Genomic DNA, 26,648 nt, shown 5'->3' on the forward strand with positions numbered 1-26,648 from the left:
CTACAAACACCTGTTTTAATTTCGGCTCGAAGGTCGAGTTTTCGGACGCCAGAAAAATTCAGACAGCTTCATTTTTGGTTGACCTAGCCGTTTGCGCCACCCTTCCATATAAGTGTAAAATACCGGAGTAAGATACAGCGTTAAAACTTGCGAAAACAGCAATCCACCGACTATCGCAATTCCCAACGGGCGGCGCGACTCGGAACCGCTACCAACTCCCAGGGCGATCGGCAAAGTTCCAATTAAAGCCGCCATCGTCGTCATCATAATCGGACGGAAGCGGACGATGCAGGCTTCGTATATGGCATCAAACGCGCTTCTGCCTTCTTGGCGCTGTTTCTCGATCGCAAAATCTACCAGCATAATACCGTTTTTCTTGACAATTCCCACCAGCAGAATAATCCCGATAAACGAATAGAGATTGAGTTCAACCTGAAAGATTACCAGCGTTAACAGTGCACCAAATCCGGCTGACGGCAAACCTGACAAAATTGTCAGCGGGTGAATGAAATCCTCGTACAAAATGCCGAGAATTAAATAAATCACCAGAATAGAAACCAGCAACAACCAACCTAAATCGTTAAAAGATTGGTTGAATACCTGTGCTGCACCTTGGAAACTTGTTGTCACTGACGGCGGCAAAACATCCTTTGCAACTTTCTCGATAGCTGCGGTTGCTTGACTCAGCGATGTGCCTGGAAGAGTGTCAAAGGAGATTGTAGCAGAGGGCAATCCCGTTAGGTGATTGACGGTTAGCGGCCCGACTGTTTGGGTGACATTTGCGATCGCACTTAGCGATATCATTTGTCCGGTGTTCGATCGCACGTACAGCATCGACAAAGCACTCGGATCTCGCTGATACTCAGGCTTTAGTTCTAACACAACCGTAAATTGATTGTTCGGGGTATAAATCGTCGAAACCTGTCCTGAACCGTAAGCTGCGCTGAGGGTTTTTTGCACTTGTTGAGCGCTAACTCCGACGGTTGCGGCTTTGTCGCGATCGACTTTAACTTCAAGTTGAGGCGTGCTAAGTTGCAAATCGCTATCCACACCGCGCAATCCCGGTAGCGTTTTGACTTTAGCTAACAATTCAGGCACGGATTGACGCAGCGCTTGCAAGTCTAAACTTTGCACCGTAAACTGATATTGTGAATTCGTTTGTTGACCGCCGATCGGAATCGCAGCAGGAGAGCGTAAAAAAGCTTGAATCCCCGGAATTCCGCGCAATTTAGGAGTCAGTTGTTGGATGATTTCATCGGCACTGAGGCGGCGCTGCGATCGGGGTTTGAGCCTAATTGTGATGCGTCCGTTGTTCGCAGATGCGTTCGGGCCGCTCGCACCTACGGTTGAGTTCAACGCTGCGATGTTTGGATCTTTCCGAATGATATCAACGACTTTTTGTTGGTGAAGCAGCATATCTTCAAAGGAAATATCTTGCGCTCCTTTTGTGTTAGCCATCAGTTGTCCGGTGTCTTCAGTCGGAATAAAGCCTTTCGGCACCAGAACGAACAGATAAGCCGTAAACACCAGCAGAATTACAGAACCAATCAGCGTCATGAAACGGTATTTCAAAACAGGCTTTAGCGTCCATTCATATCCTTGCAGCAGCAGCTCGAATCCCCGCTCTGAAAGGTGGTAGAAGCGGTTTTTTGGTTGTTGGTGGGACGATTTGAGAAATCGACTGCACAACATCGGCGTGAGGCTCAGAGAAACAAATCCCGATACCAAAATTGCCACAGAAATAGTCACAGCAAATTCGTGGAATAACCGACCGATCAACCCGCCCATAAACATGATCGGAATAAACACGGCGACTAATGAAAGCGTCATTGAAACAATGGTAAAACCAATTTCTTTCGATCCTTTTAATGCTGCTTCCAGCGGTGCTTCTCCCATTTCTTGGTGGCGAACAATATTTTCGAGAACCACGATCGCATCATCCACCACAAACCCCACTGAAAGCGTCAGCGCCATCAGAGACAGGTTATCTAACGAGTATCCCAACTGATACATCACCGCAAACGTACCGATAATCGCTACAGGCAAAGCTAAACTCGGAATTAACGTCGCTGTGAGGTTCCGCAAAAATAGAAAAATTACTAAGACAACCAGACACACCGACAAAACTAAGGAGAACTTCACATCGTCTACAGAAGCCCGAATCGATTGAGAGCGATCGTACATAATTCCCATTTCGATCGATTGGGGAATTTGTTGTTTGAGGGCGGGTAACATTTGCACGATCGAATCGACGATTTCGACAGTATTGCCATCCGGTTGAGGCTGCACTGCCAGCAAGATTGCAGGTTGATTTGTAACGTTTTTATCGGTGTACAAATTCAAGACTTTGTTATTCTGCACGTCGTCAATAACGTTTCCTAAATCTTGCAGCCTCACTGCTGCGCCATTTTTGTAAGCAACGATCAGCGATCTATATTCTGCTGCACGGTTCAATTGACCGTTTACCTGAATTAAATAGCTTTTGTTATCGCCAGAAAGGCTTCCGGTTGGCAAGTTTACATTTCCTTGCGTAACAGCGGTTCTAACTTGATCTAATCCGATTCCCCTGGCGGTCAATTCTCGCGGATCGAGTTGAATCCGCACTGCATATTGTTTCTGCCCGTAAACCTGCACTTGCGCCACACCGTCGATCGCAGAAATGGGTTGTGCGATCGTCACTTCTGCGGCTTCATCCACTTCTGCAATTGCCAGGGTTTTTGAGTACAAATAAAGGTATAGAACCGGCGCAACTGAAGGGTTAACTTTGCGGTAGGTTGGCGGTTTGGGCATTCCTGATGGCAATGAACCTGCGGCTGCGGCGATCGCAGCTTGTACATCTTTAGCAGCAGAATTCACACTGCGACTGAAGTCGAATTGTAGGGAAATATTCGCGCTACCGGTGGAACTGGTGGAGTTAAACGAATTGAGTCCAGCTATTTCAGTGAACTGTCTTTCTAGCGGCCCGGCGACTGAGGATGACATTGTTTCGGGGGTTGCACCGGGTAAGCTAGCGGAGACACTCACAAAGGGATATTCAACGTGAGGTAAGGCGCTAATTGGTAACAGAAAATAACTCATCAAACCGAAGATTAGGATGCCGATTGTGACCAGTGCGGTCATCACGGGGCGGCGGATAAAAATTTCTGAAAGGTTCATAAAACTTGGTTGGTAGTGAGATGTCGAACCATCAGGACACGGTAGTGATCGAGGCGTGTCAACTTAAGGGGTCAGTCCGCTAGTCCGCTAGTCCGCCAGGGGTTGAAACCCCTGTCTAATAGCTAAAGTCCTCTGAAGAGGACTAATGAGTTTAAAATTTTTCTTCTCAGTCCTCTTGAGAGGACTTTAGCTTTGAGGCAGGGGTTTCAACCCCTGCCGGACTGCGGGTCTGACAAGTTGACAGCTATGGGCGTGGTGCGGTGTCCTTCTCGCGAGGATAATCGATTATTTTGGGGTAAGAAAACGGCATTGCCCTGTCCTCCTTAAAGCGGTTATTTTACCGTCCTCATTTAAATGAAAAAACTTGCCGAAACTTCACCTCATTCAGCTTTTTCCGCCACGATTCCATGTAGATGTAAAATACGGGCGTGAGATACAGTGTCAAAACTTGTGAAAACAAAAGTCCGCCGACAACCGCAATTCCTAACGGGCGGCGAGATTCCGAACCCGCACCAACTCCTAGGGCGATCGGCAATGTTCCCATTAAAGCTGCCATTGTGGTCATCATAATCGGTCGGAACCGCACTAAACACGCTTGATAGATTGCTTCCGCTGGTTTTTTGCCGTCGTTGCGCTGGGCTTCGATCGCAAAATCCACCATCATAATCCCGTTTTTCTTGACAATCCCTACCAGCAAGATGATACCGATGAATGAATAAACGTTGAGCTCAACGCCAAACAACATCAGCGTTAATAATGCGCCAAATCCCGCCGAAGGCAATCCCGACAGAATCGTAATCGGATGGATGAAATCTTCGTACAAAATACCGAGAATTAAATAGATTACTAAAATTGCCACGGCCAACAGAAACCCTAAACTCGGCAGCGAACTTTGAAAAACTTGGCTCGCACCCTTATAATTGGTGGCAATGCTGTCAGGAATTAGCGATTTCACGATTTTGTCGATCGCGCTATTTGCATTTCCCAGCGCCACCCCAGGAGCGAGGTTGTAGGAAATTGTCGCAGCATTCATCCGCCCGACATGGTTGACAATTAAAGGTGCAGTTCCCGGAGTGATTTTGGCAAACGTTGCTAGCGGTACTTGTGTTTGACCGCCAGAAGCATCACTCGAATTACTGCTTGTTGTCGCGATGTAAAGCTGCATCAAAGCATTGGGATCTTTTTGATACTTTGGTTCTAGTTCCAAAATAACTTGATACTCGTTGCTCGCACCGTAAATCGTGGAAACTTGGTAAGCGCCGTAAGCATTTCTCAGGGTATTTTCGATTTGACTGGCAGTAATTCCTAATGCTGAGGCTTTGTCGCGATCGATATCAATTTTGATTTGAGAAGTCATCTGCAAATCGCTGTTAACATCCTGAATTTCTGGCATTGCTTTCATTTTGTCAACCAGTTGCGGGACGTACTGCCGCAGTGGTAGAACGTCAGAACTTTGCAGCGCAAGTTGATACAATCCCGTGCTTTGTTGAGTGCCCAGCGGGATTGCCGGAGGATTTTGCAAGAAGACTTGAATGCCGGGAATTTCTGCTAGTTGCGATCGCAAATTTTGCACAATTTCGTCTGCTCCCATCTGCCGCTGCGATCGCGGTTTCAGGCGAATAAACAAGCTTCCCGAATTTCCGGCAACTGCCGCCCCGCCGCCATTTGCACTCGCTCCTGCCCCGATATTCGAGTTGACTGCTTCCACATTCGGATCTTGGCGGATCGCGCTGACAACGGCTTGCTGGTGGCGAACTAATTCATCAAAAGAGGCATCTTGTGCAGCTTGAGTAATGCCCGTGATTTGTCCGGTGTCTTGGCTGGGAATAAAGCCTTTGGGAACCGCGATAAATAGTCCAACTGTGACAAACACCATTGCGAATGACAAAATCATCGTGGTGCGGTGATATTTTAAGACTTTCTTGAGGCTCCAATCGTACAAACTCAGAAAGCGATCGAATACATACTCTGAAGCTCGATAAAGCCGGCTTTGATTGGCGTGATTTACCGGACGCAAAAAACGGCTGCACAACATCGGTGTCAGGCTCAAAGATACAAAGCCTGAAACCAAAATTGAAACTGCAATCGTCACAGCAAATTCATGAAACAAGCGCCCCAACAACTCGCTCATAAATAACATCGGAATAAACACCGCCACCAACGAAAGCGTCATCGATAAAATCGTAAAGCCGATTTCCCTAGACCCGTTTAGCGCTGCTTCTCGCGGGCTTTCTCCTTCTTCTATGTGGCGGACGATGTTTTCGAGCATGACGATCGCATCATCGACCACAAAGCCGACGGATAGCGTCAGTGCCATCATCGACAAGTTATCTAGCGAGTAGTTGAATAAGTGCATCACCCCAAAGGTTGCAATCAGCGAAACCGGCAGCGCTAAACTGGGAATGACTGTTGCAGAAAGATTGCGTAAAAATAAGAAGATTACTAAGATGACTAGGGCGATCGTCAAAACGAGCGTAAACCGAACGTCGTCAACCGAATCGCGAATCGATTGAGACGCATCGTACATCACCCCAAGCTCGATCGAACTCGGAATCTGAGTTTTTAAGTTGGGCAGTAATTTTTGAATCGTCTCTACAACTTCTACAGTATTCGTGCCCGGCTGTCTTTGAATCGTGAGGATAATTGCGCGATCGTTGTTATACCAACTAGCAAGTTGAGTATTTTCTACGCTGTCAACCACTCGCCCTAATTGTTCGAGATAAATAGGCTGTCCATTTTTGTAAGTCACAATTAAACGGCGGAATGCAGCAGCATCCTGAAGTTGTCCGTTTGTTTGCACCGTAAAGTTTTTATGGCTACCGGAAAGGCTTCCTGTGGGCAAGTTGACGTTTCCTTGCTCGATCGCAGTTTGCACTCGATCGATGCCAATTTGCCGCGCTGCTAACTGCTGCGGATCGAGTTGAATTCTAGCAGCATACTTTTGAGAACCGTAAATCTGCACTTGCGCCACACCGCCGATTGTCGATAGCTTTTGCGCTAGATAAGTTTGTGCGTATTTATCAACCTCAGAAAGCGGAAGTGTTGGCGAAGTAAGATAAAGGTAAAGAATCGGCCCGTCGGCAGGGTTGACTTTGCTGTAGGTAGGCGGATTTGGCAAATCGTTGGGCATTTGGCCCGAGGCTGAAGAAATTGCCGATTCCACATCTTGCGCCGCATCGTCAATATTGTGGCTGAGATTGAACTGAAGCGTAATTTGAGTTTTGCCGCTGGTACTCGTTGAGGTTAGCGTATCGAGTCCAGCAATGCTGGAAAATTGCTTTTCTAGCGGGCGCGCCACCGATGCAGCCATCGTTTCCGGGCTGGCGCCGGGCCGGGATGCGCTGACTTGAATCGTGGGATAATCGACGTTTGGTAAATCGCTAATCGGCAGTAAGCGATAACTCATCCAACCAAAAATCAGAATTGCCGCCATCACCAAGGTGGTCATAATTGGACGGCGAATAAACGGTTCTGAGAGATTCATTATATCAAGTCCGGTTAATTACTTATCAAACTTATACGGGCATAGGGCATAGGGCATAGGGCATGGGGCATTGGGCATTGGGCATGGGGCAAAAGTATGATAACTATTCAACCGGACATGATATTGCCTCCCGATTGAAAAGAACGATCGCCCTAGGGATTTTTGCGCGATTTCCATGACTGATTTCCCGATGAATTAGAGTCGCCGCCAGATTTTACACCAGTTTCTTTGGCTCCAGATGTGTCGGAATTATTATTGCCTTTAGTATTATCTGAATTATCTTTAGCATCCGCTGCGGTTTTAATGCGAATCTTGCTACCATCAACCAGATTTGCTTGTCCGTCGGTGACAACTTCATCACCCGCATCCAGACCTTTTTGGATGACAGTTAAGCCGTTGATTGTATTGCTGACAACTACAGGCACATTTTCCACTGTATCGTCCTCTTGGGCGACAAATACGAATTGTCCGTTCGGCCCAGTCTGTACTGCTTGTGAGGGAACAACAATCGCATTTGGTTGTTGACTTAATGTTAGATTTGTGTTAACAAATTGACCGGGGAATAGTTTCCCATCTGCGTTATTAAAGTCGCCAATCAGTTGAATTGAGCCTGTGGCATTGTCAACCGTATTGTTCACAAATGACAAGGTTCCCGATATCGGACGATTGTTTCCGGCAAAGGTGACATCAACTTTCAACTTGCCGTTGTCTGCGTATTTTTGGATGTCTGAGAGGTTGGATTCAGGAACCGAAAAGGCAACTTGAATTGGATTAATTGTGGAGATTGTCACCAAGGGTTTGTCGGTGCTTGGTTGCACCACATTGCCGATTGTCACCAGAATATTTCCGGCACGCCCGTCGATCGGCGCATAGACCTTGGTATAGGATGATTGCACCTGAGCATTTTTCAAGGCACCGCCGTCTGCACTCAACCCAGCTTGAGAACCCTCGATCGCAGCCCGATCGCCCTCCACGACGGCCCGAGCATTCTCAATCCCCACTAAATCGCTTTTCACCGCCGTCTCAGCATTCTCAATCCCCACTAGATCGCTTTTCACCGCCGTCTCAGCATTGGCGATCGCCACTTCATCACCTCTGACGACTGCCTCAGCATTGGCGATCCCGATGCGATCGCTCTTTACCGCAGTTTCAGCATTGGCGATCGCTTGCTGGTCAAGATCGACCGTTGCTGCGGTGGCTCGGCTGCTGGTAGCGTATTGCTGGGCTTGATCTTGACTGATTACTCCTTGTTTGTAAAGCTCTGCATACCGCTGACTTTGGGCTTCGGCATATTGTGCTTGCGCTCGATCCTTGGCCAAGGTGGCGATCGCTTGCTTGACTGCGCCTTGGTCTTTTTCCAGGGTCATTCTGGCTTGTTCGACGACTCCTTTGTCTTTAGCAAGGGTCATTCTGGCTTGTTCGACGACTCCTTTGTCTTTTTCCAGGGTCGCTTTGGCTTGCTCGACAATTCCTCGGTCTTTGTCAAGGGTTGCTCTGGCTTGTTCGACAACTCCTTGGTCTTTAGAAAGGTTGGCTGCGGCTTGTTGCACCTGTGCTTGGCTTTTTGCTACGATTCCTTGAGCTTGCTGGATCGAGGCAGTTTGAGAGCGATCGTCGATCGAAAACAGCAGTTGTCCTTTCTTAACTTCTTGCCCTTTCTTGAAATAAACTCCTGTAATCCGCCCGCTAGCTTGTGCTGTCACCGAGACAGTAGAACTCGATTGCACGTTGCCGATCGCTTGCAACTGTATCGGAACCGTTTTTTTCGTCACTGTTGCCACCGTTACCGGAGTCACTTGGAGTCTGCCGCTGCGGCTCGGTTTTTCCGCTTTAGGAGCAGTCGATCGCTGCCAAACCAAAAATCCCAACCCACCCACCAGCAGCAACCCCAGCAGAAACAGCGCAATCCGCCCTTTCGCCAGCACCTTTTCCGTCGGTTGTTTGGCTGCAACACCGTCCGTCGGTTCGCTCTCCGGCAATGTTGGAGCTTCCTGAAAAACTTCACGGAGAGCGTCTTTTGGAGTTTCACTAACAATTTCTACGTTGTGCGTCGGTTGCTCGTTCAGCTTCAGATTTTCGTCAGAAACTTTAGGGCGAGTGCCATTCCGACTTTCACTAATAATTTCCTCGATCATCACAAAACTCCTTTGTAACTAACATCTTGCACTATTCTCAAAAACAGGCAATATGCCTGTTCTACAGGAGATGAATTTTCTTGTGAAACAGGCATCTTGCCTGTTCGTAAAAGGCTTATTGACAATGGTGCAAAAGGTGAGCAACATCTCAGTTGTAACTAACATCTTGTATCATTTATCATTCTCAAGAACAGGCAAGATGCCTGTTCTACAACAGATCACTTTTCTTGTGGAGTAAGCCGGAGAACCCGCGCAAGTCCTGTATCAGTTTCGCCCTGCAAATTGCCCAATCAGAACGTTATTGCGAGTTTGTTTGAGACTGCTTTTGCCCCCGAGGATAAGCAGCCTTGAGAATTTCTTTAATTTTTGTCTTTTGTTCGGCGGTGAGATTTAGCTCGGACAAAGCTTTCCGCATTTTTTCACCTCCCTTGACTTTAGTTTCTAACTGTTGTGCCTGCTCTGGCGTCAACACCGCTTCGACTTGTTTGCGAATTTCCTCGCGTTTCTGTGCGCGTTCTGCATCCGTGGCTTTCGGTTGCGCTGAACTTGGAGTTGCAGTCGCCGCGACAGGTTGAGCAGTTTGAGTGGAAGCAGAATCGACCTTCGCTTGGTCGGAACTTACTGGATTGGTCGCAGTCGTGTCAGGTTGGGTAGCTTCGGAGGCATTGGATTGCGTACAAGCAGACAAACCGCCTACCAAAAGTGCACCGACGAGGACAAATGCTGGTGCGATCGTTGTTTTTTTCATGATTTACTGCGCCTAATTAACCTTCACCACCAAATCTTATCGGCTAAAATCAGCCAGCGCATGACCCAAGACTCCTAACTTGACCAGTCAAAAAGCACTTTGCGGTTGTGACTTTTTTCCTAGTCCCAAATGCCAAAATCAGCCGAAAAGGCTCTAGCGCGATCGTTGGCAGATTCGCTAAGCTGCTACACATAACTTGTCTGTATGGCAAAAAGGGAGAGCGGGAAGAGCGGGAGAGTGGGAGAGTGGGAGAGTGGGAGAATTGCTCAATGACCGATGACCGATGACCAATTCCCTCAACATTCATCCGTTAAATCCCGATTCACTGCGCGTTGCCGAACTTCCTTCTGAACATAAGGGGGTAACGTGTTTTTTGACTCCAAGATACCTTCTACAATTAGGTCAGCGACCTTGCTTGAATCGCTCCAGCTTTTGATGGGGAAAAGTTCTATGATTCGCTTGACCTATCCGTCCTTTCGTTTGTTGCTTTATTTGGAGTGGCTGCTGCTGGCGACGGCAGCCTTGATGGAAGTGCTGCATCCGTTTCAGTCGCTCTGGTCGCTGCTGTTACGGGTTGGCGCGATCGCACTTTTCGGCGCGATCGGGTTGCGTTTGCCAACAGTTCGGTTAGGTAGAAAAGTTTTATTTACAGCCCTAGAATTTGGCTTGATTTTGCTGCCAATTGTCCAGGAAGGGTTATCGAGCCGATCAAGCTTTTTGCTTTTTCTCGTGCTGCTGATGCGCAGTTGTCTGATCTTCCGCCAGCCGGGGCAAGTGACAGTCTTGGGTTTAGCCCTGCTGTCCTATAGCTCGCTACTGTTATTAAAACCTATTTTACCTGAAAAAGTCATTGCAACTGTTTGGGAATGGCGATTTAGCAATGTGTTATTATTTGGCTTGACATTAGTGTTCGCTTTATTGTTAATTAATGCGTTGATTGCGGAACGCCAAAGCCGAGAGCAATTAGAAATCGCTCACGATAAATTAGCCATAACTCACGAACAACTCCGCTACTATGCCCTGCGAATTGAAGACCAGGCAACTTTGCAGGAACGCAATCGGATTGCTCGCGAAATCCATGACGGACTCGGACACACCCTCGCGGCTCAAACCATTCAGCTCAATAATGCCCTATTGTTCTGGAAATCGGAGGATGAGAAAGCGCTGGGGTTTCTGAAACAGGCCAAACAACTCGGATCGGAAGCTTTGTTAGAAATTCGCAAATCTGTTTCGGTGTTGCGATCGAATCCTTTGCAAGGATTGTCGCTCGAAAGTGCGATCGACAAACTTCTCCAAGACTTTCAGCGCATGACTGCGATCGAAGTTTCCAACTCGATTCGCTTACCAGTTCTGCTATCTCAGGAAATCAATACAACACTTTACAGAATTGTGCAAGAATCGCTCACAAATATTCACAAACACGCTGATGCAACGATGGTGACAGTTGGGTTGCAGCAACACGCAGGACAGATTTATTTGTCGATTGCTGACAACGGCAAAGGCTTCGATCCCGCGCAAAATACGACTGGATTTGGACTCCAGGGAATGCGAGAACGAGTGGCAGCCGCAGGCGGTCAATTTGCGATTTACAGCGAGTTGGGAAACGGTTGTCGGATTTCGGTTTCTTTGCCCTCTCAAAACATATAGCAGAAGGAAGATTGTTATATGATTCGGATTTTGCTAGTGGACGACCGGCATATTATTCGCCGGGGAATCAAGAGTATGCTGGAATGCTATTCTGATATGCAGGTAATTGGTGAAGCTGAAAACGGACAGGAGGCGATCGCACAAATTCCCATCCTACAGCCCGACATTGTGCTGATGGATATTCGGATGCCCGTGATGGATGGCGTAGCAGCAACCGGGGCGATCGCCCAATCTTATCCCGATACAAAAGTGCTAGTGTTAACCACATTTGATGACGATGAATATGTCAGCCAAGCAATGCGGCTGGGCGCAAAAGGCTACTTGCTCAAAGATACCGAACCCGAGGAACTTGCCTTAGCGATTCGGGCTGTTTATAAAGGACACACGCAACTCGGTCCCGGATTGTTTGAGAAAGCCCTGATGACTCCTGCTGTAACTAATCCGACGGTTGTTTCTCCGCCAGAATTAGAGCAACTCACGCCCAGAGAATTAGAAGTGTTGCGTTTAATAGCTTCGGGCGCGAACAATCGAGAGATTGCTCAAACCTTATTTTTGTCGGAAAATACGGTAAAGAACTATGTAACGAATATTTTAAGCCGCTTGAATTTGCGCGATCGAACTCAAGCGGCGCTGTTGGCTCATTCACTCTTCAATTAGGGACTTACCGATGCCTGAAAGTGGCAATCAAAGCCTTGCTCAGAGACAGATTCAGCCACTTTCTTACCACCCGATTTTTTATACTCACCCATCCGCGCCAGCAGCACACAAAATCATCAACTGTTCCCCTCTTGGCCGTAAGCCTGCCAAGCCAAATCCACCAACCCGTTAACAATAGCCACAGCCACCACCGCAGAACCCTTGCGCCCCTCAATCCGAATGTGAGGAACCATCGAATCGTGCAGCCGCGACTTAGCCACGTCAACCCCCACAAACCCAGAAGGAGTCCCAATCACCAAAGCCGGCCGAATTTCCTCAGATTCAATCAAATCTACGATCGCCGACAAAGCAGTTTGAGCCTGGCCCACCACAAAAATCCCTTCAGGATAGCGTCTTGCCAAAGTTTCAATCCCCCAAGCAGCCCGCGTCCTTTCCTTTTGAGGGCGCGTCAAAGCCTCCATCGAACAGTAAACCGGATTCGCAAAGGTACTTTGGATCAAGGGCGTAATGCCCACCTGCACCATCGGCACATCTACCACGATCGTAGTCCGAGCAGCCAAAGCGGCCGCCCCGGCTTGCAAAGCCTGATCGGAAAAACTAATTAAAGACTTGTACTCAAAATCAGCAGTCGCATAGATCACGCGGCGGACTATTTCGTACTCCGCCGCAGAAAAACCGTGGTCGCCAATTTCGTTATCGATTAATCCCAGACTCTGGGCATCGCTTACGTGCCATTCCATTTGTTGGATAGCTGTCGCCTGTGAGTTGTCAGGTATCAGCTTACCAGCTTTTGGTCAGTTGGCAGTTGATAGTTGTCAGTTGATAGTTGAGAGTTGATAGTTGTCAGTTGATAGCCCACTGCCGACTGCCGACTGCCGACTGCCCACTGGCAACTGCCAACTGACAAGTGACAACTAAGTTTCCGACGAAGAAGACTTACCCAGCACCGGAGTTAGGAATGCCACCAAAGCTCCGATCGCAAAACCGGACACATTCCGAACAACTGGCAACCAGTCAGAAGTTCGAGTCACCACGGGCCCAAGTCCGAAAGCGAAAAACAGAATGCCCCACAGCGGCGAAAAAATCAGCGCCCACTGCCAAGCCACAACCTGTCCCGGTTTCCGCGGCTGAGCAGCAAACCCGCAGATGACGCCGCCAACCACCGACGTAATTAACGTCAGAACCCACTGTTCCCTCGGCAAACCCGGAACCACGCGGCACCCGCCCTGACGCAAACAGCCTTCGATCGACTCCAAAGATTCAATAATCGCTCGATCTTCGCCATTGTCCCGCACAAAAAATTGATTGCCGTAGCGGGTTTGCAGTTCCACCCAAAAAGTTCGGGGCAGCAGCGGATACAGCGAGTCGCCCACATTAAAATTGAGCAAATTTCCCCCTCGGGGGTCAGCAACTAGCAACACGCTCTTGTTATCTAGTCCCCAATAACTTTTGACAGCTAAACCGGGCGTGCGATCGTACTGAGTCAGCACTCGCAGTTTCCAGCCAGTTTCGGCTTCAAAAGCCTTTAAATTTTTTGCCAAACTTTCTTCTTCAATATCCGTAAGGGCTTTAGCTAAGTCAATGATCGGCGTCTGAGTTGACGGCAATAAATCGGGATTGTTGAAAGCGTGGGCTGCAGGTGCGATCGTCCACACCGACAAAGCCAGAAAAAATGCGGCAGCAGATGCTAGAAATCTTCGCGGGAAAAGCTGTGACATAGGAACTTATAATCCGGGTCTTAATTGTGAATGCTAGCTGGCGGTCTTAACCAGAGGATAAGAGAAAACTCATATTTCTTTACAATTATTTACTTTACAGGAAGCCGAGAGCAAGGGGAAGGGTTCGGGGAAGAAAGTTTGCGATCAGGGAAAGGGCCGATAATTAATTGTAGAGGGCGCGATCGCGATCGGTCTGCAAACCATCGTTAAACAAGAGCTCGATTTCCTGACGGGGTGAGTATCGATCCCGGATATTGCACCGCAATCAAAAACCTGTAGGGACGGGCGATGCCCTGAGCGTAGCCGAAGGGTTCCCCAAAAGCTTTAAGGGTGCAGACAGGATAAATCAAGGTCTTCAAGAGCAAGTAAATTCAATATTTCAAACTTACTTAAGACCTTACCATCAAGACATTAGTCCGAGACCATAATTCACATTGTTGCCAAAGTCAAAGAGGAAGTTGAGCGACATGAATCACATAGAAGCAAAGCGGTTATTTGATGAAGCGAATCGTCTGTGGTTTTCGCAAGGAAAGTTTAACAAAGTATTGCCACTGTATAGAGAGGCTTTAAAGTACGATCCGTCCAATTCCGTCATTCTCTATCAGTTAGCGAATGTGCTGTGGGCTTTTGAACAATTTGACGAAGTGCGAATCCTAGTTGCGAAAATTGAAAAACATTTAGACCGTCTCAGCGATTTTGGCAAAAAAATGTTTGCTCGAGAAAAAGCCCGACTGCTTTCTCCATCACCTTTCAAAACTCCTATGCCAATACCAGCTTGCTCCATTGACTTAGAAGAACTTAATTCAATGGGTTTATCTCACAAACAATGGATGAGTATTTCATCAGCAGCAAAACAGCGCAGAATGTTTAACTTAGCGGCCCTGGCTGAAGAGCGAAGTTTTCCGTTTATCACTCGTAACTCAAAAATAGAAAAACGCAAACTCAATCAAGAAAACGACAATTATTTTGGGTATCTAGAACTAATGTTCCCAGATGCAAAGCGGTTATTTGATGAAGCGAATCGCCTCTGGTTTGGGTATGGAAAGTTCAACAAAGTACTGCCCCTATATCGAGAGGCTTTGAAGTACGATCCATCCAATCCTGTCATTCTCTATCAGTTAGCTAACGTGCTGTGGACTTTTGAACAATTTGGCGAAGTGCGAACCCTAGTTGCCAAAATTGAAAAACATTTAGACCGTTTCAGCGATTTCGGGAAAGAAATGTTTGCTCAAGAAAAATCCCGACTGCTCGACCCATCACCTTTCAAAACTCCTATGGCAATACCAGCTCGCTCCATTAACTTAGAAGAACTTGATTCAAGGGGTTGGTCTTGGGAGAAATGGATGGACATTGGATGGTCAGCAGAAGAACGCAGAATGTTTAACTTAGCAGCTATGGCTGAAGAGCGAAGTTGTATTTTTGATGGTGACTCAGCAAGAGAGATATGCGAACTCTACCAAAAAAACAGCGATTGTTGTGATGATTTACTACTAATGTTACCCGAAGCAAAAGAGTAAAAAATCATGAAAAAACTGAGCTTTTTTCAACTGTATCCCAAGAAAAAATGAAAGGAGCAAATGACTAAAACTGAGGTTTTGCCCCCACCCCCTCGCAGAGACGCCGATCGCGATCGCTCACATTAGGATTAGTCCTCAAATAATCCCCCACCCAATCGCAGCCCCTCACCAGCAAATCATCAAGATCCAAATTCCACAAAATCACCCGATTATCCCGACCCGCAGAAGCCAGAACCTTCCCATCCGGGCTAAAACTCACGCTCATCACACTATCCTTGTGACCAGTCAAAGTTTTCAGCAAAGTCCCGCTGCGACTCCACAGCTTCACCTTATGGTCATAACTGCCCGAAGCAACCAACAAACCATCCGGGCTAAAAGCAACGCTAGTCACGCTGTCGCTAGAACCCTTCAGCAGCGTCGCCACCAAAGTCCCGTCCACCTTCCACAATTTCACCGCATTGTCGTAACCCGCCGAAGCCAGCATTTTGCCGTCAGGGCTAAAAGCAACCCCCAACACAAAACTGTTGTGAGCGCCTTCAAAAGTTCTCAGCAAACGACCGTCCCGATTCCAGAGTTTGAGAGTACCGTCATCGCTTGCAGAAGCCAGCATTTCTCCGTCGGGACTGAAAGTCACCCCAGTCACCCAGCCTTTGTGCCCAGTCAAAGTCTTAATCAACCTGCCGTTTCTCGTCCACAGTTTAACAGTCTTGTCCTTGCTCGCCGAAGCGACAATCTCGCTGTCGGGGCTAAAACTCACGCTCATCACGCTGTCGGCGTGGCCGTCTAGAGTCAACAGCACAGAAGGCGAACACGGGAACAGGGGAGCCGAAGGACAAGGCAGAATATTACTCATGCCATCTTCTTTCAAACTCCAAACTTTCACCGTTTTGTCGTAACTCCCAGAAGCAAGTAGCTGGCCGTCGGGGCTGAAACTGACGCTGGAGACTCTCTGAGTGTGTCCTTCCAAAGTCTCCAGCAAAACTCCCGTGCGGCTCCAGAGTTTGATAGTTTTGTCCGTAGAAGCAGAAGCCAGCCTTTGGCCGTCGGGGCTGAAAGTAACGCTTTGCACCCGGTTTTGGTGTCCGTCGAGGGTTTTGAGCGGCACGTCATCGAGCCGCCACAGCCTGAGTGTTTTGTCAAAACTTGCCGAAGCCAGGGTTTTGCCATCCGGGCTAAAACTCACCTGAGTAACTCGATCGGCGTGTCCCTCAAAAGTTCTCAGCAAGCGGCTCTCCGGTTTAATATTGCTAGCATCCGTTGGGCGTTTGTCGCCAACACCAGCCAGACTCCAGAGTTTGACAGTCCCGTCTGCACTTCCAGAAGCAAGTGTTTGACCGTCGGGGGAGAAACTGACACCAAATACCCATTTGCTGTGTCCCCGCAAAGTTGTTAGCAGTTCACCTTTTTTTGCTCGTGTTGAATTTTCTGTTGCTGGGTGTTTGAGTGCAGCGATGCTCCAGATTTTCACCGTTGTGTCTTCACCCCCACTGGCGATCGTTTCACCGTCGGGGGAGAAACTGACGGTGTAAATTTTCGAGGGTTGTCTGTTTTCGCTGTGCCACAAATTAGCGATTAACTTACCGTCAGAACTCCACAGTTTCACACTACCGTCATCGCTCGCCACAGCGATTATTTTGCCGTCGCGGCTGAAGCTGAGCCAATTTACGGGAGCAAATTGTTCGATCGTCCGCAGCAGAGTGCCGTCGGTTTTCCAAAGTTTGATAGTTTTGTCTGTAGATGCGCTGGCGATCGTTTGACCGTCGGGGCTAAAAGCAACGCTGGTAACGCTGTTAGTGTGGCCTGTTAAAGTTGCAAGCAAACTGCCGTCTGTTTGCCAAATTTTGACAGTTTTATCTAAACTTGCCGAGGCGATGGTTTTGTTATCGGGACTGAACGCGACGCAGGCGACGCTGTTAGTGTGGCCTTTGAAAGTTGCCAGCAAACTGCCGTCGCGCCGCCAAAGTTTGACGGTTTTATCTACGCTCGAAGAAGCTATTGTTTCGCCGTCAGGACTGAAACCCAGACCCCAAACTACGTCGCCGTGTCCCTCCAAGCGGTTGCGTTCTTTGACGCCATAAACAGCCTGCTGGAGGGCGGCAGAAATCAGAATTTCCGTGTCCTTGAGGGTGTGTATTTCTTTGGAGTGTTCGAGCTGTCTCCACTTTTTACCCGCTCTCAAACTTTCCATCATGGCGTCAAATTTGTTGTTTGAGAAATATAGTGCTTCTGAAGCTGCTGTGAGGGTACTAATTTCGGCTCGCTGAGTTTGAGCGACAGCTAGCTGTTTTTGACCGACAGCGCGCCACCAAAAGTTTACGGCGGCGATCGTGGAACTGGTGAGCAGCAGTACGCCGATTACTGCTAATCCCAGCAGTTGTTTGAGAAAAGTATTGGCTCGGTAGAGCTGTGCTTGACTCATTTTTTTGTCCGCTTCTGCTTTGTGCAGTCTGGCTTCTAAGCCGAATCTTTGGCGGATCGGCCGCACTAAATAGTCGTGTACCAATTGATAGCGGTCTTCGGGGGCTTCACGCAGCAGAAATAGCAAACCGTGACCGACTAAAATGTCTAAAATTAAGTCGAGGTTGTCGGTTTTCTTTTGTCCGCTTTCTGGGTCTTTTGCGAACTGTCGCTGTAGGGAAATTCGGTTTCTGCCGATCGCCGATAATTCGGTTTCGCCCTCATCGGCTGGCTGCTGGCCTGTAACTAACGAGAGTTCGTGCTTGGTTTTAATCAGCCGAACGCCTCTTTCATCTGTCAGGGAAAACAAGATTTTCCAAGCTGCATCTTCGTTAACCGGGCCGCAGTCAGAGATGACTCCTTCGAGCGATCGCTTCACTAATTCTGCTTTGGGATTGTCGCCTAATTGCTGGTACTGTGCTAAACTGGTAATACCTTCTTCTTGCAGTTGCGCTCCCACTACCTGCAATTCGATCGGCCGCACTTCTTGCAGTTCGTCTGCTAAATCTTCCACGAAAGCATCAATCAGTGCCGGCTCTAAATAAAATTCCGCCCGTTCCGTTAAGTGTCCGATGACAGCCCGCGCATCTTTCATCGAAAAACTGCGGAGTTGGTAGCGGATACTTTTGTCGAGAATATTATTGTTAATAGCGTCAAGATTTGGGAAGCGATCGCAATCCAGTAAATAGTGTAAATAATCTTCGCGCAAACACAGAATTACCTTAACATAAGGCACATTCAAAAACAAGCGCAAAAATTTATAAAAAAGTTGTCTTTGTGCCACCGAAGTCGAAACAAAGAAAAACTCTTCAAATTGATCGAAAATCAGCACAGTCAACAAATTATTTGTGGCATTTTCGCGCAACTGTTCTATAATAAAAGAAGAGACTTCCGAGCTGCGAGCAGGAATAACCGAGCAACTTTTTTTGTGGATTTCCTGTAGTCCTTTCGAGATAAATTTACTTTCCTCTTCGGCTTGTTTGTCGTACAGCGCGCTGTTCAAAGCATTTTCTAACTCCACCAGCCAGTCGGTGTAAACTTTGACGACTACGGGCAATGTATCCCGCGCGCCCGGAGTAATATTTTTCAAAGCAGGTACTAAGCCGGCATTGACTAAAGAACTTTTCCCGACTCCGCTGGGCCCGTGAATAATAGTTAATTTATGGTCGTCCCTGCTAATTCTTTCTAGCAACCTATTGATATCTGTTTGGCGCGAGTAAGCTGTCATTTCCGCTGCGATGGCGGCTTGATTTTGAGCTGAGGGACTGGAAGGATTGACGGCTTGTCGCTGCTGCTGCAATTGGCTGGCTCCGATAAAAGCTCTAAATCCGTATTGATATTCGATCGAACGCTGGGTTTTTTTGATCCGAAAAGCTTTGAGATACTCTCCCTGCTCGAAATAAACCGCTTGCAGTTCCGTCAAAATATCGATGTAAAGTCGGGGGTCGTACTTCGGCTCGCTTTGAGCTTGAGCCAACTCCAAAGAATGAACCGCTGCTTCCCACTGGCCTAGCTCCCGCAAACTTCGAGCTAACAGTAAAAGATACGAACTTCTGTCGGATTTGGGATGTTGGATTTTAGATTTTGGATCGTTACTTGACTCGTTAGTTCCCACAAATTCAGGATAATTTCCCTCAAACCCCAATCTCAAATCTTCAATCAGCAATCTCAAATCGTTAGGCGTTTGATCTAAAATCGCCAAAGCCAACTCTGCTAGTTGGCGGGCTTGACTCCACCTCGACTGTTGCAGGGCAACTTCAGCCAAAAAGCCGTAATCTTGAGCTAGTTGGCTGGCAGTACCGTAAGTGAAGTGCAACTGCAAAGAATTTTCAGCTAATGCTTGCAACTCTCCCCAAGCTTTCAAGCGTTGCAGCACTTGTCCGAGGTGTGCTGTCACCTCAGCTACCAATTCAGGGCGCTCGGCAAGGGAGAAAGCGTTTCTAGATTGTTCCAGGCTCATCCAAGCTTGTTCCCAGTGGTGGCGGTTGGCTACCGGATTTCTGGCGGCTTGCAAGCGGTGACACAGGGCTATGTGAAACAGCACTATGCCTTCTCTCTCTAAAAATAGGATGTTGGGGACAGGATTCGACAAGGAGGAGGAGACGGTCGATCGGTTTTCGGAATGTTCCCAGTTTGCGAGTTCCCAGTTGCCGGTTTGCTGCTGCCAAAATACTAAGCTTTCTTGGTAGTGAATTAAGGCAGTTTCGGTTTGGTCGCTGACATAGTAATCTCGACCGAGAACGAATTGCAGGCTGGCTTTGAGGGCGGGTTCTAATTCTTGACCGCGATTTTGTAAATCTCTTAAAGCTAATTCTAATTCTCGGCGCGACAAAGAGCCGATCGCCAAATCGAGGGTATTACCCGGACTCAAGGGCGAATAGGAGCGGACATCTGATTGTCGTCCGTTTTGGGGCCCAGAGTTAAAGGTGAGAAAGCGTTCAGAGGGGCTGATTTCGCACTCTTGGGCGCGTTTTTCCCAGTCGGTTTCGCGGGTGACAAAACTAGCGAGGGTGCCGGCGGTGCTGCTGCCGAGTTCTTGATTTAGTTCGCCTACTTTAAATATAGTATCGGCCCGTCCAGTCAGGAAATTAATTAATTCGTCAACGGCCATTTCAAATTTAATTGTGGCGGCGGCCCAACTTTTGAAATCCGGGGCCAGACGAATCATTTTGGTCACGATGTCATCTGTTACCCACAAAATCACCGGGCAGGAAAAATTTTTGCGAAATTCGTCTCGCACTTGATTGGTAGAGGCCATCAGTTCGTCGATCGCTACTACTGTTTCTAAACCGAATACCATCAAAGCCGAGGCGGAACCGACAGCCGAAGACTCGATCGGGATCGTGTTTGCCTGTAGGGTAGTGTAAAGGGTTTTGACGGATGCCGACAGGAGGATATCTTGAATTGGAACTGAGGAGATTTCTCGCAGCCGCTGTGCCCAGTGCTGTCGCAACTGCTCGTAATTGCAGCGCACTAAAATTAGCGAGAATTGCTGTTGAGACATCGCGATGGATCTTACCAGAGTTTTGAGCGATCGCTCGTTGTAGCTGGCAGTTTCTTGTACTTTTAGCAGATCGGTCATGCGTGCACCCCTTTTGCAGAAATCAATTACTTAACGATCGCCGATCGTGACTGAAACCGTATCTACTTAGGGATACCAGTTTCTGTCGGGCGCTTTATATCTGTAGGAATACGTAGTTTTTCGTACTTCTCCTATGAATACTTACACAGTCATTAGGTTCAATCTAAAGACATCATACCTCTCAATCTCAGAGAATGCGAGACTTGACAGTAAAAATTCAAGCCCGCCTAAGAAATTTTTTACTCAGCTACAGATAAATGGCTAAATGCCTAAATAGCCGACCCCTAAATTTATGGATAATAGCGGCGGCTAGCTATTAGTAAAGAACTCGGATCTATCTGTAGCAGGCATTCAGCAAAAAAGCCAAAAAAATTGTCGTCCGGGATGGGATTAGTTCATGCTAAGAGCAACAGATAAAAACCAACATAGGGGGTCTGGCATTGCAGATATGAAAGTTGAGATAGGGGAAAGTCCTTGGTGGTGGCAAACTTTTACGGCAATAACATTCGCGGCGTGCAGCCAGCATTCAAAAGAAATCAGCCAGCGGCAAAAACCGCTGACTGCGTGCTGTATTCGATTGTAAGAGTTCGGAGTTGTCAGCGGTGAATTAGAAATTCTATCATTTTCGATTTTAGATTTTCGATTTTCGATTAAAGAATTGGGAATGAGTGATGAAGCTCGTGGTTTGGAACTCGCCTACAGTTGCATTATTTTTGGGAAATGGTGTTAAATAGTTTCTAATTCACTCGTCGCGAAAAGCTTGGGGAGTCGCGAAGCAATATCAAAAATCCCAACTATTTTTGTTCGTGGCACTGCAGCCACTCCTTATATTTTCTGGTTTCTGCTAGGGCTGGATTGATGCCAAACCAGCGACCTTCTCGATCGCGGTATTCAAAGACAAACATACTTCGCAACAAGATTTGAGACTCTTCTTCGCCGGTTACACTTTGTCGTTTTACGACTTGAAACAGCAGTTCCCATTCCGTGTCATTGATGGCTCCTAAAAGGTCATCGCGATATTCTTGAATGACGTTTTCGAGACATTCGCGAGAGAAGGGGGGGTCTTCGTGCTGCAAACAGCTATACAAAAGCATCAGTAGATTGCGAACGTGACCGCCGCTAATCCGGCAGAGCCTGTCTAAAGTTTCGGGAGAGTCAAACACTTTGGAAATCAAATCGATGCGTTGAAGGGGAGCAACTGTGGGGAAAGCTCTAGCTAATACTAACTGCCGCAGCAGTGCCATTCCTTCGGAGTGGTCGTCGCCCGAGCGCATTTGCACCGGTACCATCGGCATCACCTTGGGTTTGACTCCAAATCGACTGGCGAGGCGGCCGAAGTCGTTGGAAAAAATCAAAGTTAGGGGAATCGTGTAGACGACGTGACAATTGAGTTTTTTCAACTGTTCGCCGCGGTCTAAAAACAGGTATTCTGGCTGGGTGCGCCCGCTGGGTTTGAGGGAGGCGTCGAGGCGGTCGAGATTGTCAACGATGACTGCGAGCCCTTTTTTCCCTTGGTGCTTGAGTTCGGCGTTAGCTTTGTCGAGCAGTTCTTCGTTGATAGACTGCAAGATGCTGTTGGTGCGGGGTTCGAGATATTGCCTGAGTTGCGATCGCAATTTGGGAGAGTCTTTAGTTTTAGCAGTAACTTTAGCAATGCCTATAGATAACTCCGCTTCCCCTGACAAATCTATGGGAGTCTGCAAAAATTCTGCCACTTCTGCAAACAGATTTGTAAAATAGCTAGGTCTGAGTTTGATTTTGGCCGCTTCCATAGTTTCGCTGACTTGGCGCGCAATGCTCAGCAAAATATCGCTGATGTCTACATCCCCCATGTCTAAGTCTTGGGAAGACTCGAAGTAGACGACGCAAAAACCATCTTGCTCTAGCTCAGCTTTGAGTCGAAACAATTCCGTAGATTTGCCGCAGCCGATATGTCCTGTAAATAGCTGACAGGTTGGCTGGTCGGGCGAGATCCGGGTAATGGTTCGCTGTAAAGATTCAATGATTTTGCCGCCGCGCACGGAACCAAAATCAATGTAGTATTGATAATCTCCTGGGTCTCCAGCGACAAGGGTCTTGCTCGGGTTGCAGGCTTTATAGAATCTGTCTAATTCGAGTGCGATCACAATTCAAGCCGACTAAAAGTTAAAAAGTTAATCGAAAGTCTAAACTTTCTTTGGTTGAGTTTAGTTTGATTTGTCACCTTTTGCCCTGTGGGGTAATGCCCTAAATACCCAAAGAACCTTTATCTGCGAATGGGTCCGACGGCGCTGGAATTGGGAATTTTTAATTAAGAATTTTTAATTACCTAGCTGGATCGGTGATTTTACTGATATTGGCACTCCTTATGGGTAAATTTGCGGGGATCTGGTTAAATGGTAGGGTGAACGGGGCTGCTAGAGAGAGAAATTAAACAGTTTTGAATTTTTGCTAATCCTTAATTACTAAATTGTCAAGAGGTAGATGGCTAGTTTTGGAGCGGTTTCTCAAACAGAGTTAGGGCGCAGGCGCCAAGAGTTGCGGCGGCTCCGTCGCGCTCGATCGGCTGCTGTGGTGTGGCAAATGCTGGCAGCGAGCGCAATGGCCGGGGGTTTGCTGTGGTGGATTGCCCAGCCGGCTTGGTTGATTGCCCGATCGGAACAAGTGAAGGTGGAGGGCAATCAGTGGCTGTCGGACAAGGCGGTGCGGTCTTTGGTGCCGCTGTCTTACCCGCAGTCGCTGTGGGGGATTCAACCGCAGGCGCTGGCCGAAAAGCTGGAGTCAACGGGGCCGATCGCCAAAGCGAAGGTGACTCGCAACTTGTTTCCGCCGAGTTTGACTGTAGAAGTGGCAGAACGGCTGCCGGTGGCGGTAGCTCAGCCTACTGCGGTGTTGAGATCGAACAGCGACAAGGAAAAAGTGGGGTGGCTGGACGCTCGCGGAGGTTGGATGCCGTCGGAGAGCTATACTGCTGTGCGATCGCAGAATAGTTCGATCGGGCCCGGCAGCGCTCGAGGAACGCAGCCTCAGCGTTCTTTGCCAACTTTAAAAGTCATCGGGCCTTTGGAACTGTATCGCGCCTCTTGGCCGAAGTTTTACCAAGGACTCAGCGGTCTGGCGGTGAAAGTGTTTGAAATAGATTGGCAAAACCCGAACAACTTGATCTTGAAAACAGAGATCGGTACCGTACACTTAGGGCCGTACAGTTCCACGACTGCGGAGCAACTTAAGGTTTTAGACCGAATGCGACAATTGCCAAAACAGCTTTCTTCAAGCAAAATAGCCTACATTGACTTGAAAAATCCTGCTTCGCCGATCGTCCATTTGCCCGAACTCCCCCCCAGTTTGGAGAGTTCCACTCCCGCACCCACTCGCGCCCAGAATTGATCCTCTGTCAACAGAAGGTAGAAGGGATCGATCGACAGGCAGAATTTTTGCCGATCGGGATCGATACGCAGGGCTTGAAATAAGGAGAGTTTTTTGATACCCCTCCCCGTCTGGAAAAAACAATCAGATTTTTCTTTCAATACCGATTGGGGAAGGGCTCGTATCCCTTTTTTTCCTTGTGCCTTGCGTACAAGTGCCTTGATGGGGCCAAGCACCTTGATGGCGTCAAGCGAGGTCTGAGCTAGCGAAGCCGACAAAATCCGAGATTGCTAACATTAAGCATCGACCAGTGTTAGTTTTTCGCGCAACTTAGCCTATAGTTGATTGTGAATTGGCGTTTAGTTAACAAGCTCTAATCTACTATCCCCGACTCTAATGAAGCTTAATAATAGACAGGGGTCTGATCAAGACAGTCCCCCTTCGGAAGAAGTAAAAAATTTTCCGGTGGCTGCAGATTCCGCCAATCCCTTTAGACGCAAGTCTGGTTATGTAAATGTAGATAGTATTGATATCGATCCTATGGTCAATCCCAAAGACATAATGCCCAGCAGTGCTGCCAAAATCAAAGTAATTGGCGTCGGCGGTGGTGGGGGCAACGCCGTTAACCGGATGATTGCTAGCGAGGTTTCTGGTGTCGAGTTTTGGTGCGTGAATACAGATTCCCAAGCTCTGGTTCTCTCAAATGCTCCGAAACGCTTGCAAGTCGGACAGAAGTTGACGCGCGGTTTGGGCGCGGGCGGCAATCCGGCGATCGGTCAAAAGGCAGCGGAGGAATCTCGCGACGAGGTTGCTAATGCTCTGAATCACGCGGATTTGGTATTTATCACGGCCGGCATGGGCGGCGGTACGGGCACGGGCGCGGCTCCGATCGTGGCTGAGGTGGCTAAGGAAATGGGCGCCTTGACTGTGGGCATAGTGACGCGGCCTTTCACGTTTGAGGGACGGCGGCGCACCAGCCAAGCTGAGGAAGGGATTGCGGCTTTGCAAACCCGGGTGGATACGCTGATCGTAATTCCTAACGACAAGCTGCTGTCTGTGATTTCGGAACAAATGCCGGTGCAAGAAGCTTTCCGAGTTGCTGACGATATCCTGCGCCAAGGGGTTCAGGGTATTTCTGACATTATTACTATTCCCGGTTTGGTGAATGTTGACTTTGCTGACGTGCGGGCAGTAATGGCAGATGCGGGTTCGGCTTTGATGGGCATCGGCGTGGGTTCTGGCAAGTCGCGGGCTAGGGAGGCTGCGATGCAGGCTATTTCTTCGCCTCTGCTGGAAGCTTCGTCTATTGAGGGCGCTAGAGGTGTGGTGTTTAACATCACTGGCGGTACTGACATGACGCTGCACGAGGTGAATGCGGCGGCTGAGACGATTTACGAGGTTGTCGATCCGAATGCCAATATTATTTTTGGAGCGGTGATTGACGAGCGGCTTCAGGGCGAAATTAAGATTACTGTGATCGCTACTGGTTTTTCGGGGGAAGTTCCGTCGCCTCCGGCTCCGGGGCGGACGCAAAATGTTAATGCTCCTTGGCGGGCTGCAACTGTGCCGACGACTCCTGCTCAACAAACGCCCGATCCGAAAGCGAAACCGCCGCAGGATTTGGGATTGGATATTCCTGAGTTTTTGCGCAACCGTCGCCCGCCGAGATGATTTTAGATTTTAGATTTTAGATTTTGGATTTTGGATTTTGGATTGAATCTCCAATCTCCAATCTCCAATCTAAAAAATCGAAAATCTCCAATCTAGAAAAGCGAAAATCTCAAATCGAACATCTCCAATCGAAAATCTAAAATCTAAAATCTAAAATTTCCAGGGTTTGACCTGGTTCGGGTTCGAGGAGTTGGGTGGAGAGTCCCGATTTTGCTAGTAAATCGCGAAATTCTGGGATGCTGCCGACCGATCGCACTAACATTGGTAAAATGCCTGTGGCTCGGATGTCTCCCGCCGCTGTCGGCACGAAAAACCTAGGCTTTACGGTTTGGGCAAGCTTCAGGGCTTCCGAAGGGCCGATAATGACTTGTCCGAGGAATGGGAAGATTTGACCGATGACTGGGGCGATCGCTACGTCTACTGTGTCTATTTTCTGTTTTACTTTGTCTAATGGCGGTAAGTGCGGTTCGTAATAAAGTGTCTCGCCGCTGCTTAAATCTTTGAGCAAATAGCCGTTTTCTTCTTGTCCCGGCCCGATTTCGGCTCCGGGTACGGCGGTTATTTGTAACTTTTCTTTAAAATTTAACTCTTGCCAATTTGCTAAAGATGTGATATTAGTGTAGCCTAAACTGCTGAGGACTTTGGCGGCGGTGGGTGAGGCGATCGCGGGAATTGCGCGATCAAGCTGTTTGAGTGTCGGTCTGTGGCAGTGGTCGTCTAATCCTTGGGAAATCAGGATGAGGTCGATCGGCGGTAAGGTGCTGGGAGTGAAGGCGACGGGGGTGTTGTGGTAGGCGGTGAACAGCCAGGGTTGACCGTAAAATACGAGGGGATCGACCAGCCAGGGATCGACGAGGATGGTTTGACCTGCGATGTGGAAGATCCAAGAGTTGAGGTCGATGCGGGTGAGTTTCACGGTTGTTTGCAATAATTCTTTACAATTGGTTTAATCATAGCTAATTTTGTTTGGGAATTTTAACCCCTTCGGAAGCACAGGCGGGACGCCAGTGCCACGGGGAACCCAGATATTA

15 protein-coding genes are annotated in these 26,648 nt (G+C 48.2%); 6 read left to right on the plus strand and 9 right to left on the minus strand.

Going from position 1 to position 26,648, the window contains the following annotated elements; all coding sequences use genetic code 11:
* Window positions 1-15: 15 nt before the first annotated feature.
* From QUA02_RS09950 to QUA02_RS09965, 4 genes are all read right to left on the minus strand, one after another.
* On the minus strand, window positions 16-3,156 hold the full coding sequence (locus QUA02_RS09950; RefSeq protein WP_333027103.1) for an efflux RND transporter permease subunit: 3,141 nt from the start codon (window positions 3,154-3,156) through the stop codon (window positions 16-18).
* Between the two features lie 346 nt (window positions 3,157-3,502).
* Window positions 3,503-6,640, minus strand: coding sequence for an efflux RND transporter permease subunit (locus QUA02_RS09955; RefSeq protein WP_333027104.1), 3,138 nt, complete (start codon window positions 6,638-6,640; stop codon window positions 3,503-3,505).
* Between the two features lie 152 nt (window positions 6,641-6,792).
* A complete protein-coding gene (locus tag QUA02_RS09960) occupies window positions 6,793-8,775 on the minus strand; it encodes an efflux RND transporter periplasmic adaptor subunit (protein ID WP_333027106.1) in 1,983 nt (660 codons plus the stop codon).
* A 298-nt stretch (window positions 8,776-9,073) separates the two neighbouring features.
* Window positions 9,074-9,523 carry a hypothetical protein gene (locus QUA02_RS09965; RefSeq protein WP_333027109.1) on the minus strand — a complete coding sequence of 150 codons (450 nt, stop codon included), beginning with the start codon at window positions 9,521-9,523 and terminating at the stop codon, window positions 9,074-9,076.
* 450 nt (window positions 9,524-9,973) lie between these two features.
* Here QUA02_RS09965 and QUA02_RS09970 point away from each other — a divergent pair, with 450 nt between their 5' ends.
* Window positions 9,974-11,170: a sensor histidine kinase gene (locus QUA02_RS09970; RefSeq protein WP_333027112.1), complete on the plus strand. Its 1,197-nt coding sequence runs from the start codon at window positions 9,974-9,976 to the stop codon at window positions 11,168-11,170.
* Between the two features lie 18 nt (window positions 11,171-11,188).
* On the plus strand, window positions 11,189-11,827 hold the full coding sequence (locus QUA02_RS09975; RefSeq protein ID WP_333027113.1) for a response regulator: 639 nt from the start codon (window positions 11,189-11,191) through the stop codon (window positions 11,825-11,827).
* 116 nt (window positions 11,828-11,943) lie between these two features.
* On the opposite strand, the gene QUA02_RS09980 is transcribed toward QUA02_RS09975, so the two are convergent.
* Window positions 11,944-12,567 carry a precorrin-8X methylmutase gene (locus tag QUA02_RS09980; RefSeq protein ID WP_172191877.1) on the minus strand — a complete coding sequence of 208 codons (624 nt, stop codon included), beginning with the start codon at window positions 12,565-12,567 and terminating at the stop codon, window positions 11,944-11,946.
* 174 nt (window positions 12,568-12,741) lie between these two features.
* Complete coding sequence (locus tag QUA02_RS09985) at window positions 12,742-13,545, minus strand: TPM domain-containing protein (protein ID WP_333027118.1); 804 nt, start codon at window positions 13,543-13,545, stop codon at window positions 12,742-12,744.
* A gap of 467 nt (window positions 13,546-14,012) precedes the next feature.
* On the opposite strand from QUA02_RS09985, the gene QUA02_RS09990 reads away from it, so the two are divergent.
* Window positions 14,013-15,062: a tetratricopeptide repeat protein gene (locus QUA02_RS09990; RefSeq protein WP_333027119.1), complete on the plus strand. Its 1,050-nt coding sequence runs from the start codon at window positions 14,013-14,015 to the stop codon at window positions 15,060-15,062.
* A gap of 64 nt (window positions 15,063-15,126) precedes the next feature.
* Here the strand turns inward: QUA02_RS09990 and QUA02_RS09995 are convergent, their stop codons facing one another.
* Complete coding sequence (locus QUA02_RS09995; RefSeq protein ID WP_333027121.1) at window positions 15,127-20,601, minus strand: WD40 domain-containing protein; 5,475 nt, start codon at window positions 20,599-20,601, stop codon at window positions 15,127-15,129.
* Between the two features lie 397 nt (window positions 20,602-20,998).
* On the opposite strand from QUA02_RS09995, the gene QUA02_RS10000 reads away from it, so the two are divergent.
* Complete coding sequence (locus QUA02_RS10000; protein ID WP_333027123.1) at window positions 20,999-21,184, plus strand: hypothetical protein; 186 nt, start codon at window positions 20,999-21,001, stop codon at window positions 21,182-21,184.
* 211 nt (window positions 21,185-21,395) lie between these two features.
* Here the strand turns inward: QUA02_RS10000 and QUA02_RS10005 are convergent, their stop codons facing one another.
* The gene (locus QUA02_RS10005) at window positions 21,396-22,727 is read right to left on the minus strand and encodes a P-loop NTPase fold protein (protein ID WP_333027125.1); all 1,332 of its coding nucleotides are present in this window, start codon (window positions 22,725-22,727) and stop codon (window positions 21,396-21,398) included.
* Window positions 22,728-23,064: 337 nt separating this feature from the next.
* Here QUA02_RS10005 and QUA02_RS10010 point away from each other — a divergent pair, with 337 nt between their 5' ends.
* Together QUA02_RS10010 and ftsZ are read left to right on the plus strand one after the other, a co-directional pair.
* The gene (locus tag QUA02_RS10010) at window positions 23,065-23,967 is read left to right on the plus strand and encodes a cell division protein FtsQ/DivIB (RefSeq protein ID WP_333027128.1); all 903 of its coding nucleotides are present in this window, start codon (window positions 23,065-23,067) and stop codon (window positions 23,965-23,967) included.
* Between the two features lie 375 nt (window positions 23,968-24,342).
* A complete protein-coding gene (ftsZ, locus tag QUA02_RS10015; RefSeq protein WP_333027130.1) occupies window positions 24,343-25,617 on the plus strand; it encodes a cell division protein FtsZ in 1,275 nt (424 codons plus the stop codon).
* Between the two features lie 136 nt (window positions 25,618-25,753).
* Here ftsZ and QUA02_RS10020 read toward each other — a convergent pair whose 3' ends face one another.
* Window positions 25,754-26,533 (minus strand): MBL fold metallo-hydrolase, encoded by a 780-nt coding sequence (locus tag QUA02_RS10020; protein WP_333027133.1) that lies wholly within the window; start codon window positions 26,531-26,533, stop codon window positions 25,754-25,756.
* Between the last annotated feature and the right edge of the window lie 115 nt (window positions 26,534-26,648).

Source organism: Microcoleus pseudofavosus SVA1_A4 (assembly GCF_036700565.1).
GTDB lineage: Bacteria > Cyanobacteriota > Cyanobacteriia > Cyanobacteriales > Microcoleaceae > Microcoleus.